Annotated in this window: 10 protein-coding genes; 6 read left to right on the top strand and 4 right to left on the bottom strand. The window is 49.6% G+C overall.

Going from position 1 to position 12,471, the window contains the following annotated elements; all coding sequences use genetic code 11:
• Positions 1–43 precede the first annotated feature (43 nt).
• The 3 genes from FTT89_RS07405 (at position 44) to thrC (ending at position 3,486) form a co-directional block, all read left to right on the top strand.
• Complete coding sequence (locus tag FTT89_RS07405) at positions 44–856, top strand: DsbC family protein (protein ID WP_104473377.1); 813 nt, start codon at positions 44–46, stop codon at positions 854–856.
• Positions 857–978: 122 nt separating this feature from the next.
• Complete coding sequence (locus FTT89_RS07410) at positions 979–2,283, top strand: homoserine dehydrogenase (protein WP_016659702.1); 1,305 nt, start codon at positions 979–981, stop codon at positions 2,281–2,283.
• A 57-nt stretch (positions 2,284–2,340) separates the two neighbouring features.
• The gene (thrC, locus tag FTT89_RS07415; protein ID WP_005181581.1) at positions 2,341–3,486 is read left to right on the top strand and encodes a threonine synthase; all 1,146 of its coding nucleotides are present in this window, start codon (positions 2,341–2,343) and stop codon (positions 3,484–3,486) included.
• Positions 3,487–3,578: 92 nt separating this feature from the next.
• Here thrC and FTT89_RS07420 read toward each other — a convergent pair whose 3' ends face one another.
• Positions 3,579–4,661: a serine hydrolase gene (locus FTT89_RS07420; RefSeq protein WP_127799456.1), complete on the bottom strand. Its 1,083-nt coding sequence runs from the start codon at positions 4,659–4,661 to the stop codon at positions 3,579–3,581.
• Positions 4,662–4,878: 217 nt separating this feature from the next.
• Between FTT89_RS07420 and FTT89_RS07425 the strand changes: the two genes are divergently transcribed.
• From FTT89_RS07425 to FTT89_RS07435, 3 genes are all read left to right on the top strand, one after another.
• A complete protein-coding gene (locus FTT89_RS07425; protein WP_005181577.1) occupies positions 4,879–5,514 on the top strand; it encodes a response regulator in 636 nt (211 codons plus the stop codon).
• A 14-nt stretch (positions 5,515–5,528) separates the two neighbouring features.
• Complete coding sequence (locus FTT89_RS07430; protein WP_180006911.1) at positions 5,529–7,097, top strand: PAS domain-containing sensor histidine kinase; 1,569 nt, start codon at positions 5,529–5,531, stop codon at positions 7,095–7,097.
• A gap of 71 nt (positions 7,098–7,168) precedes the next feature.
• The gene (locus FTT89_RS07435; RefSeq protein ID WP_171526345.1) at positions 7,169–8,524 is read left to right on the top strand and encodes a sigma-54 dependent transcriptional regulator; all 1,356 of its coding nucleotides are present in this window, start codon (positions 7,169–7,171) and stop codon (positions 8,522–8,524) included.
• Positions 8,525–8,540: 16 nt separating this feature from the next.
• Here the strand turns inward: FTT89_RS07435 and FTT89_RS07440 are convergent, their stop codons facing one another.
• From FTT89_RS07440 to lptG, 3 genes are all read right to left on the bottom strand, one after another.
• Positions 8,541–9,710, bottom strand: coding sequence for a S41 family peptidase (locus FTT89_RS07440; RefSeq protein WP_005181572.1), 1,170 nt, complete (start codon positions 9,708–9,710; stop codon positions 8,541–8,543).
• A 23-nt stretch (positions 9,711–9,733) separates the two neighbouring features.
• On the bottom strand, positions 9,734–11,281 hold the full coding sequence (gene gpmI / locus FTT89_RS07445; RefSeq protein WP_005181570.1) for a 2,3-bisphosphoglycerate-independent phosphoglycerate mutase: 1,548 nt from the start codon (positions 11,279–11,281) through the stop codon (positions 9,734–9,736).
• Positions 11,282–11,399: 118 nt separating this feature from the next.
• Positions 11,400–12,470 carry an LPS export ABC transporter permease LptG gene (lptG, locus tag FTT89_RS07450; protein WP_127801557.1) on the bottom strand — a complete coding sequence of 357 codons (1,071 nt, stop codon included), beginning with the start codon at positions 12,468–12,470 and terminating at the stop codon, positions 11,400–11,402.
• Position 12,471: the final 1 nt, after the last annotated feature.

The following is a 12,471-nucleotide window of genomic DNA, read 5'->3' on the forward strand; positions in this document are numbered from 1 at the left end:
TGCTAGCCTCCTTGTTTTTATATCGATAAGAAAAGGGTTAGCAATGACATTTACCCGCGCGAAAATTGTAATGGCCATGACACTTGCTGCAGGCCTGGGCCTGACGGCATGCTCGAGCAATAATGATGAGAAAAAACAAACCACGCTTACGGCCAGTGCACCGGCAACCGGGGAAGCCTCTACCCTTTCTGAACGTAATGCCCAGCAGCGTCTGGTCAAAACCCTGGAACAGCATTTTAAAACTGCTGGCATTCAGGCCAAAATCACGGAAGTTAAAACCACGGAAGTTCCCAATCTGTACTGGGTCAGCCTGGAAGGCATGTCTGCGGTCTATGCCACCAGCGATGGCAAATACATTTTCCAGGGCGATGTGATCCGTTTAGGCGACAAACAGCTACATAACGTCGGTGAGAGCCTGCAAGCCGGCACCAATAAACAGATTTTTGCCAGCCTGAAAGAGCAGGATCTGCTGATCTATAAAGCCAAGGGCGAAACCAAACACGTCATTTATGTGTTTACCGATGTCAGCTGTCCATACTGCCACAAGCTGCATGAACATATGGATGAGCTGAACAGCAAAGGCATTGAAGTGCGCTATATTGCCTGGCCACGTGGTGAACAGTTTATTCCGGCCATGGAAAGCGTCTGGTGTAGCCAAGACCGCCATGCGGCTTTTGATCAGGCCATTGCCGGTGCTGAACTGCCTGCCGCCAGCTGCAAAACGCCAGTACGTGAACACTATCAGCTGGGTCTGAATATTGGGGTGAACGGTACACCGGCAATCTATAGTGCAGATGGGGTTTACCTTGGTGGTTATCTGTCGCCAAGCGAATTGCTGAAGCGTTTAAATAACTAATTTTAATGGGTTAAATTACTGTTTTTTATAGATCAAGAGAAAGTGATTTCTACGCTAGAGTCTTCAGCTTTTTTTAGCTATGATCTAAGCTCGCTTAAAATTGATTAAATATGGAGTGTGACGTGAAACCAGTTCGTCTGGCAATCCTCGGTCTTGGTACTGTGGGTGGTGGTGCCCTTAAACTATTAAAAGAAAATGCTGCTGAGATTAAACGTCGCACCGGTCGTGAAATTGAAATTACCTATGTCGGCACCCGTCGTCCGCGTCCAGACCTGAACCTGCCAGAAACGGTCAAACAAAGCTCGGATCTGCTGGATATCGTGCGTCAACCGGATGTAGATGTCGTGGTTGAAGTCATGGGCGGGATTCATCCTGCATATGAAGTCATTATGGAAGCGATGAAACACGGCAAACATATTGTCACCGCAAACAAGGCCTTGCTGGCTGAACACGGCAACGAACTGTTTAAAGCCGCGGATGATCATGCCGTTCAGATCGCTTATGAAGCTGCGGTAGCTGGTGGTATTCCAATCATCAAGGTGATTCGTGAAGGTCTGGCCGCGAACAAGATTGAATGGCTGGCGGGTATCATTAACGGTACCGGTAACTTCATCTTAAGCGAAATGCGTGAAAAAGGCCGTGCCTTTGCCGATGTGCTGAAAGAAGCGCAAGAGCTGGGTTATGCCGAAGCCGATCCAACCTTCGACGTTGAAGGCATTGATGCAGCGCACAAGCTGACCATTCTGGCCTCATGTGCATTTGGTATTCCGCTGCAATTTGACAAGGTGTATACCGAAGGCATTAGCAAAATTACCGCGCAAGATGTCAAATATGCCGAAGATTTAGGTTTCCGTATCAAGCATTTAGGAATTGCACGCCGTACCGATGCCGGCATTGAACTACGTGTGCATCCAACCCTGATTCCTGAAGAAGAACTGATTGCCAATGTGAATGGCGTGAAAAATGCGGTGCTGGTGCAGGCCAATGCAGTCGGTCCAACCCTGTATTATGGCGCCGGTGCCGGTGCAGGCCCAACCGCTTCAGCAGTGGTTGCTGACGTGGTCGATATTGTCCGTGACATCTCCTATACCGAAGATGGCGCAGGTACAATTCCGCAACTGGCCTTCGAAGCCTTAACTGACCTGCCAATTTTAAGCCGTGAACAGATGACCACGGGTTACTATATTCGCATTAATGCCGAAGACCAGACCGGTGTACTGGCCGATGTCACCACTATTTTAAGCCGTGCCGGTATCAGTATTGATGCCATCATGCAGCAATCTCGCTTAAAAGACCTTATCCCTATCGTGATTCTAACTGACCCAGTTCAGGAATCAAAAATGGATGAAGCGTTACAACAAATTCAAGCTTTGCCTGTGATTCATGGCGAAATTGTACGAATTCGTTTAGAATCGCTTGATAATTAATCGGGTCAAGGGGAATATTTCCCCTTGCCAAGCTCTACACACAATTGGAACATCATCATGTCGAATGCCAATCGTTATACTGGTTTAGTTGACCGTTATCGTGACCGTTTACCAGTGTCTGCAACTACACGTGCAATCTCTCTCGGTGAAGGGAATACCCCGCTAATCAAGCTTGAGAACATTCCACGTATTATTGGCAAGAACGTTGAAATTTATGTGAAGTATGAAGGCTTAAACCCGACAGGTTCATTTAAAGACCGTGGTATGACCATGGCCGTAACCAAAGCGGTTGAAGAAGGTTCAAAAGCCATTATCTGCGCCTCTACCGGTAACACTTCTGCAGCGGCAGCAGCCTATGCAGCGCGTGCTGGTATCAAAGCGTTTGTCTTGATTCCTGAAGGCAAAATTGCCATGGGTAAAATGGCACAGGCCATGATGTACGGTGCCATCACCATGCAGATTCGCGGTAACTTTGACGATGGTATGCGTCTGGTGAAAGAAGTGGCCGATCAGGCTCCTGTAACCATCGTAAACTCGATCAACCCGTACCGTCTGCAAGGTCAAAAGACCATTGCCTACGAAATCGTGGATGAACTCGGCCGTGCCCCAGACTACCACTGCCTGCCAGTTGGTAACGCGGGCAATATTACTGCACACTGGATGGGTTATACCGAAGCTGTGGCTAACCAGCCTGCAGACCAGTTTGAACAAGTGGTGTATGATGCGGCAACGGATGCCTTTACTGGTCCAAAACCGGAAGGTTTACCAGTTATGGTCGGTTATCAAGCCTCTGGCGCTGCGCCATTCTTACGTGGTGCGCCAGTTGAAAACCCGGAAACTGTAGCCACTGCAATCCGTATTGGTAACCCGCAAAGCTGGAACCATGCCAAAGCTGTAGTTCGTGATTCACAAGGCTGGTTCGATGAACTGACCGATGCAGAAATTCTGGAAGCTCAGCGCATGCTGTCCATGTACGAAGGCGTGTTTGTTGAGCCTGCATCTGCAGCATCCATTGGCGGCGCGATGCGTGACATTAAAGCCGGTAAAATTGCAGAAGGTTCAGTAATTGTATGTACTGTTACTGGTAACGGTCTGAAAGACCCAGACACTGCAATGAAACAGTGCCAGGATGCGGTGATGCTGTCGATTGACGCTACCATGGATCAGGTTCGTGATTCTATCCTTTCAAACATGGATCAATAATTCCGGTTTGAAACAAAAATCCCTGCTCATGCAGGGATTTTTTTATGGCTGAGGTTTGAAGTTCTGCACGATTTCGCACAGAACAGTTCAGCTTAAATCCGTTTTGGTAACTGGCTGGTCCAGGACATTAAACGGGTGGCATCGTTATTACGCGCCTGGGTATTGCTGGCCCCTAAAATAATCACCACCGCCGGACGTGAATTTAAAGTGGTGTGCATCACCAGACAACGCCCTGCTTCATTAATAAAGCCGGTTTTAGACAGGTTAATATTCCAGCCACCATTACGCACCAGCGAATTGGTATTGTTCGATTTCAGCACCCGATAACCCAGGTTAAAGTCATAGCTTGGCGTGGTCGAAAACTGGCGAATCAGGCCATATTGTGACGCGGTACTGACCAGAATACCTAAATCACGCGCCGATGATACATTGCGTGGGTCCAAACCGGTCGATTCGGTAAAGCGGGTCGAATGCATGCCCAGCTCACGCGCTTTGTTGTTCATGGCGGCCACGAACGCGCTGCGTCCACCTGGATAGGTACGCGCCAGCGCTGCTGCGGCCGGGTTTTCTGATTTCATTAAGGCAAATAATAAGGCTTCAGCACGGTTCATCTTGTCGCCCACACGCAGGGTCGAACTCGAGTTCTTGCCTGCTGCACCGGCAAAATCAATCTGCTGCAAGGTAATTTGCTCAGACATATTTAAACGCGCATCCGCCGTCACTACCGCAGTCATCACTTTGGTAATTGAAGCAATCGGCAACGCGGTATTGGTATTTTTACTGTACAGCACTTCACCGGTATTGGCATCCATCACCAGTGCGGCACGTGCGTTCACAGTGGGCTGGTTGCTATAGGATGCAGTATCCAGAATCGGGCTGGTTCTACTGACCGTGCTGGCGGGCGCCGGTGTGCTGGAACTGCGTACCGTGGTGGTAATTTTGGTTGAGCCTTGTGGTGACGGTTCCACCACCTGCTCGGTCACAGAAGTCGTGGCGGTGGTCATCACATCGCCATTCAGCAGCTGATTGGCCTCTTCAGATGACCAGCTTAGCGTTGCCTGGGCGTTACTCCCCGAGGAAGGGTTCATGACGATTTCAGCAGTACTGACTGAACTCATGCCGAGCAAAACCGATGCTCCCAGCACATGCATTAATAACTTCTTAGAATTTTTCACTATTGCTTACTCAACTCAGGGAGGTAAGATACATTTGCGTATTACCTCAAATATGCCTTACATTTACAACACAGCACGGAACCAATTTTAGCCTCCGACATTGTGCAGAATTTTTCACTTTAGGTTAAGAATAGGATGGCCAATTTTGTCGGTTGATTGCAAGCTAATTTTGCTATATGTAACAAAAAAGATGATTTTAGTGAGAGGGAGAGTCTAGGTGATCACAGTTTTAGTGGTAGATGATCATGAATTGGTTCGTACCGGCATCTGCCGTATGCTCGAAGACCACACCGATGTTCAGGTCATTGGACAAGCTGAATCTGGGGAAGAAGCCATTAATCTGGTGCGCCAGCATCATCCCAATGTGGTCCTGCTTGACGTGAACATGCCGGGCATTGGCGGGGTGGAAACCACGCGCCGTTTATTACAGACTGCCCCGGAAACCAAGGTATTGGCGGTCAGTGGTCTGGCCGAAGAACCCTATCCTTCTTTATTACTCAAAGCCGGTGCCAAAGGCTATATCACCAAAGGTGCACCTGTCTCGGAAATGGTGCGTGCCATTAAAAAAGTCATGCAGGGCGGTAAATATTTTAGTGCCGATATTGCCGAGCAACTGGCCAGTTCCTACCTGTCAGACACCCAGCAATCACCGTTCGACAGCCTGTCGGAACGTGAAATGCAGGTGGCAATGATGGTGGTGAACTGTATTAGCGCGCAGGAAATTGCTGACAAGCTGTTCGTCAGCGTGAAAACCGTAAACACCTATCGCTACCGTATTTTTGAAAAACTGAATATCGACAGTGATGTCAAACTGACCCATCTGGCCATTCGCTACGGATTAATTAAACCTTAAGCGGTTTAAGCCTCATGGATATCCGCCGTACGCAAGCTGAACTGAACCAGTACCATCTCGGGCTATGGTACGGGGCGTATCGGCTGATAATTGCCTTCTGTTTGCTGCTGATTTATTTACTCACCACTCAAACTCTCAATCATGATTATCAGCATCCACGGCTGTATGCCGCCAGTCTGGTGCTGTATTTTATTTTTAGCTGTGCCCAGCTGCTGTATTTTCGCTATGTCCGGCACAGGATTCCGCTACAACTCACGCTGATTTTCAGTGTTGATGTACTGGTGCTCAGCAGCCTGACCTTTGCGCTGGATGGACCGAGCCTGCATTTAAGCCTGCTGTTTGTGATTGCGATTTTCGCCGCGACGTTATTGCTGGAAAAAAGCAAGGCGCTGTTCATTACTCTGGTGGCAATGATTTGTGTCACCTATCAGCATTTTGTTGGCACATTACTGGATTTTTCCTCTCTGGATCGCATCGGGCAAAGTGCCCTGCTCTCGTTCCTGTTTTTTATTATTTACCGTTTTGGCCAGATTGCCGTCCGCCGTTTCCAGATTCTGGAGCACCTGAACTTTTCCCAATCACTGGAACTGAACCGGCTAAAGAATATTAACCGCTATATTCTGGAACAGACCGATATGGGCTATCTGGTGCTGGATGAAAACTGCCATATTATGGTCAGTAATCCGGCCGCCTGCCATTTGCTGGGTATTAATCCGCTGTATGCTTTCGACAAATATCCACTGTATAAAGTACAGCCCGACCTGTTTCAATTATTGCAGTTTGACCAGCTCTCTAACGGCGAAAAATTCCAGTTTGAATCGCAGCTCAGTCATTTCCTGATCCAGATTCAGGTACAAAAGCTGGTGGTGCCGCAGCAGACCTTAACCTTGCTGGTGCTGCAGGATGCACGGCAAATCAACCAGCGTGTGCAGCAACTGAAACTGGCAGCACTGGGCCAGCTTTCAGCCAGTATTGCCCATGAAATCCGTAATCCGCTGGCGGCCATTGTCCAGGCCAATCGCTTGCTGGCCGGCAGCGATCCCGATCAGCAGCAGATGCTGAGCCAGATGATCGACAAGCAGTCGCAGCGCATTGACAAGATCATTGATGACACCCTGAGCATGGTGAAAAATAAGGAAACCACACCGGTGCAGATTGATCTGGTGCGTTTTATTCCGCAGCTGATCCAGGATGATCTGGCCGATCTGGCCAGCCAGATTCAGGTCAGCCAGCCCGAACCTCTGCAAATTCTGTTTGATGAATCCCAGCTGCGTCAGGTGCTGATTAACCTGATCCGTAATGCCCAGCGCCACAATGCGCCGGATCATCCGATTGAACTGCAACTTTATCGCCAGCAGGACACGATCTATATGGATGTCAAAGATTATGGCAGCGGCGTGGCTTCACATGATATTCGCTACCTGTTTCAACCATTTTTTAGTACCGAAATTAGTGGAACTGGTTTAGGATTATACTTATCACATAGTTTCTGCGAGGCCAATCGGGCCAAGTTGCGCTATGTAGAACAAAAACAAGGAGCATGTTTCAGGATTGAATGCTCACCTGTTGACGTAAATAAATAGTTTTTTGGGGAAGTTTAGTGGAACAACCACTCGTTCTCTTCGTCGATGACGAGGAAGATTTATGCACGCTCATGCAAATGACATTGGCGCGCATGGGGATTCAAACACACGTGGCACACCGGCTGGAGCAAGCACGTCAGCTGCTGTCCAGTCATCACTATGACGCCTGCATCACCGATCTGAATTTACCTGATGGCAATGGCCTGCAACTGGTCGAGCTGATTGCCCAGCATTTTCCGCAGCTGCCGGTTGCGGTGCTGACGGCCTATGGCAATATGGAAATTGCCATTGCCGCACTCAAAGCCGGGGCCTTTGATTTTGTCAGCAAACCGATTAACCAGAAACACCTCGAACAATTACTGGAAAAAGCACTGAATCAGCCGCTGTTTAAAGCACATAGTCAGGAAGCAGACCAGCTGGAACAGCGGATGCTGATCGGGCAATCTCTACCGATTCAGCAACTGCGCACCACCCTGAAAAAAATTGCCCGCTCGCAGGCACCGGTGTTTATTAGCGGTGAATCAGGCACCGGGAAAGAAGTAGTGGCCAATCTGGTGCATCGCCTCAGCAACCGCAGTGACGGGCCTTTTATTGCCATCAACTGTGGCGCGATTCCGGGCGATTTGATGGAAAGCGAATTCTTCGGCCATAAAAAAGGCAGCTTTACCGGTGCAGCGCAGGACAAACAGGGCCTGATTCAGTCAGCACACGGCGGTAGCCTGTTTCTGGATGAAATTGCCGAACTGCCGCTCAATATGCAGGTAAAACTGCTGCGCGCGGTGCAGGAAAAACGGATTCGTCCGGTCGGTTCCGATACGGAAATTGATGTTGATTTCCGGATTATTAGTGCCAGCCATCAGGACCTGGAAGCGTTAGTCCAGCAAGGCCGGTTCCGTCAGGATCTGTTCTTCCGGATTCATGTAATGGATATTGTGCTGCCACCGCTACGTGAGCGCGGTCAGGATATTTTATTGCTGGCCCAGCATTTTATTCAGAAAATTGCCCAGGAATGGGATATACACAGCAAAACCCTGTCAGAACGTGCCCAGCAGTTTTTGCTGGAACAGTATTATCCGGGTAATGTGCGTGAGCTACGCAATATCATTGAACGCGCCATGACCTTGAGTGATGATGATGTGATTGATCTGCCACATCTGCAGACCGCACCCTTACGCAAAATGGCACCGCTGGCCGAGCCAGAAGCTGACCCGGCAACACCGGTTACAGCTGATGCCCTGCCCGCTGCTCCGCGTAAACTGCCGGAAGAAGGACTGGAGCTGTTTCTGGAGAAAATCGAAAAAGAGATTTTGCTGAATGCACTGAATCTGACCCATTGGAACCGGACCCTGGCTGCGAAAAAACTGGGGATGTCGTTTCGTTCCCTGCGTTATCGACTAAAGAAATTCGGACTGGATACCGATGAATAAGGTGCGAACCCTGCGCCTATTTATGACTTAACAGTAGCTCTGCAACATGGTCCAGATAATTGTCTTCTTTCATATCCTGTTGCAGTGCATAGCGCTGGTTCGGTTCAATCCCGACCCCTTCAATCATTTTGCCTTGCGGGGTGTAATAGTGAGAAACCGTCATTTGTAAGGCGGTGCCATCTGACAGCGGAAACAGCTTCTGTACCACCCCTTTGCCATAACTTTTTTCACCAATCACCCAGGCACGGCCATGATCTTTTAAGGCGGCAGTAAACACTTCTGCAGCCGAGGCCGAACGCTGGTTAATCAGCACACCGACCTTTAGATTCTGGAATTCAAAACTCGGTAAAGCCTGAAATTGCTGGTCGCCTTCAGCGCGGCTTTTGGTAGAAACAATTACGCCCTGATTCAAGAACAGATCGGCTGATTCAACCGCCGAGGACAGTAAACCACCCGGATTATTGCGCAGGTCAAACAGTACCGCCTTTAGCCGTGGTGTGCTGTACTGTTCGATCAGTTCCTTGATTTCATTGGCAGTATCTTGCTGGAAGACTTTGACTTTAATCAGTAGTACCTGATTACTCAGCATCTGCGCCTGAATATCGGTTTCGACTTTTCTGTTGCGTACCAGACGAATCGGCTGCGCGCTTGCGGTCAGTTGCAAGGTGATATTGGAGCCAACCGCGCCCATCAACAAGGCATTGACCTGATCCTGATTGAGCTTTTGCAGTTCCTGATTGTCGATTTTAAAGACCGAAATACCATTACGCAGGCCTTGTTTGGCCGAGTCGGCATCGGGTCTTAAATTGTGGATCTGCCATTGATGCTGCTGGGCATCGTAACGTAAATTAAAATCGACCGAGGCCAGATCACCTTCGGTATATTGCACCAAGGCACGGTAATCTTCGGCATTCAGATAACGCGAATACTGGTCCAGTCCGGAAACCAGACCTTGAATGGCTTGAGCAAACAAAGCTTCGTCACTTTTTTCCGTGACATAATTGGCTTTGACCAGCCCATAAATTTTGACAAACTGCTGGATCGATTCGACCGGCACTTCCACATAGTCCTGCTCAGTGGTTTCTTCTAGTGCCAGCGGATCTTGATCTTCTGCCGCCCAGACAGGCAGGTTCACACACATCATCAATGTTGTTGCAACAAGCATGCGTTTCCAGTGTGGAACCATCCTTTCACCTATCTGTTGGCAGTTTATGGAGTCAGGGTAATTAAATTACGCCCTTGCATTTCTGCAGGAATTGGCAGTTGCATCAGACTCAGTAAAGTCGGTGCCACATCGGCCAGAACACCACCCTCTGCAATCACCGCCTGGGTCGGGCCGGCATAAATAAACGGCACCAGCTCGGTAGTATGCTGGGTATGGACCTGACCACTGTCATAGTCCTGCATCTGCTCGACATTACCATGGTCGGCAGTAATCAGCATATGACCCTGCTTGGCCATTACAGCTTCATACACACGGCCCAGACAGGTATCCACTGCTTCTACCGCTTTCACCGCTGCATCAAACACACCGGTATGACCCACCATATCGCCATTGGCATAGTTGACCACCAACAAGTCATATTCACCTGAATTGATCGCTGCCACCAGCTCATCTGTCACTTCATACGCGCTCATTTCTGGCTTGAGATCATAAGTTGCTACATTTGGTGATGGAATCAGAATGCGCTTTTCGCCCGGATATTCATCTTCACGGCCGCCACTAAAGAAGAAGGTCACGTGTGCATATTTTTCGGTTTCGGCAATACGCAGCTGGGTTTTACCCAGGTCTGACAGGTATTCACCGAGCGAGTTTTTTAATGCTTCTGGCATATAAGCCACAGGTGCATCAATGGTGGCCTGGTAACGGGTCAGCATCACAAACTTGGCCAGCTGCGGCACCACTTTACGCTCAAAACCGGCAAAGTCGGTTTCCACAAAGGCTTTGGTCAGTTCACGGGCACGGTCTGCACGGAAGTTCATGAACACCACGCTGTCGCCATCCTGAATTGCCGCAACCTCACCAATACGGGTAGCTTTAACAAATTCATCGCTTTCATCGGCTGCATAAGCTGCGTCCAGACCAGCTACGGCGGTTGCTGCAGTACGGACTGCTTCACCTTCTGTTAACAGACGATAAGCCTGTTCTACACGATCCCAACGATTGTCGCGGTCCATGGCAAAATAACGGCCGATCATGCTGGCAATCCGGCCTTGGCCTGGATATTGGGCAAACAGGGCATCCAGTTTTTGCAAAGAGGGCTGCGCACTTTTTGGCGGAGTATCACGGCCATCCAGAAATGCGTGTAAATAAACAGTTGCACCACGTTTCAGCGCCAGCTCCGCCATTGCCACAATATGGTCTTCATGTGAGTGCACGCCACCTTCCGACAGCAGGCCCATTAAGTGCACGGCACCGCCCGCAGCTTTGGCTTTCTCGACTGCATCGACCAGCACTTCATGTTCAAAGAAAGCACCGGTACGGATATCTTTGGTAATGCGGGTAAAGTCCTGATATAGCACACGGCCGGCACCCAGGTTCATATGGCCCACTTCGGAGTTACCCATCTGACCATCTGGCAGGCCCACATCTTCACCTGAACCTGAAATCAACCCATGCGGATGCTTTTCCTGCATAGCGGTCAAATTTGGACGTTGTGCCGCCAGGAACGCATTGTCCTCAACAGCTTCACGATGCCCAATACCATCCATAATGACCAGTACGTGAGGGATTTTGCCTGCAGTTGCATCCGTCATAGTTCACACTCTTTTAGTCTACAAATTAATCGCATATCTTACCGAATTTTCAGTTCGGACACCATGCACGGCTGATGGTTTCAACCGTGCCACACTATCGTTTTGTTCAATTGCCGGCTTATCGGGCGCGTTGCAGCAGATAACCACCCACCACAAACATCAGAATAATCGGGATAAACACAAACCAGGCCGGAGATGGCGCATAAATCAGGCTGGCATAACCGAGGAAATCCTGTAAATAGAAGAAGCCCAGGCCGACAAACAAGGCAATCACCAGACGGAAACCCATCGACTGCTGGCGCAGCGGTCCAAAAATAAAGGAACAGGCAATCAGCACCAGCGCAATCAGGGCAAATGGAGAACCAACTTTTTGCCAGAAAGCCAGCTGATAGCTTTTCGGCACCTGACTGTACTCATGCATATAGCTCATGAAACTGACCAGCTGACTGGGTGATAAATCTTCCGGGTCGATGGTGACCATGTGTACATATTTTGGTTGCAAGGCCAGCGATAAAGGCTGCGTGGCCTGCTGATCAGCAATAGCATTGCCCTCTGGCAGAATATCCATTTGGCGGCTGTTTTGCAGTGACCAGGCGCCATCTTCGACAAACTGGCCCTGTTCGGCATTTAAGGTACCGCGTAAGCGGAAGTTATCATCGAAGTCGATGACCTGAATATTCTTCAGTGTGCCCTGCGAGTTGGCATAGTCAATATAAATAAAGCGCTGCCCTTCGCGGGTCCAGTAGCCTTTGACTTCACCGAGTTCAGCCACGCTGCGATATTTCTTGACGCTTTCTGCGCGCTCGTTGGTATAGGGAATCACCCATTCACTTAAGGCAAAAGACAGCACCACCAGAATAAGCGCCGAACGCACCACCCAGCCGACAATCCGCCACAGGCTGATACCAGCGGCACGCATCACAATCAACTCACTGTTTGAAGCCAGCGTGCCCAGGCCCAGCACCGCGCCAATTAATGCGGCAATCGGGAGAATTTCATACAGATAACCGGGCGCACCCCAGAGCACATGCCATAAGGCATCCAGCGCGCCATAGCCTTCTTTTAGGGAACCGAGTTCACCCAGATAGGTAAATAATACCTGTAAGCCGGACAACACCGCGGTTGCCCCCAACATCGCCAGTGCGGTCGTTTTGGTCACATGCTTGGCCACTATACGACGTGCGAACATA

The sequence above is a fragment of the Acinetobacter sp. YH01025 genome (assembly GCF_013420185.1).
In the GTDB taxonomy this organism is placed as follows: domain Bacteria; phylum Pseudomonadota; class Gammaproteobacteria; order Pseudomonadales; family Moraxellaceae; genus Acinetobacter; species Acinetobacter indicus.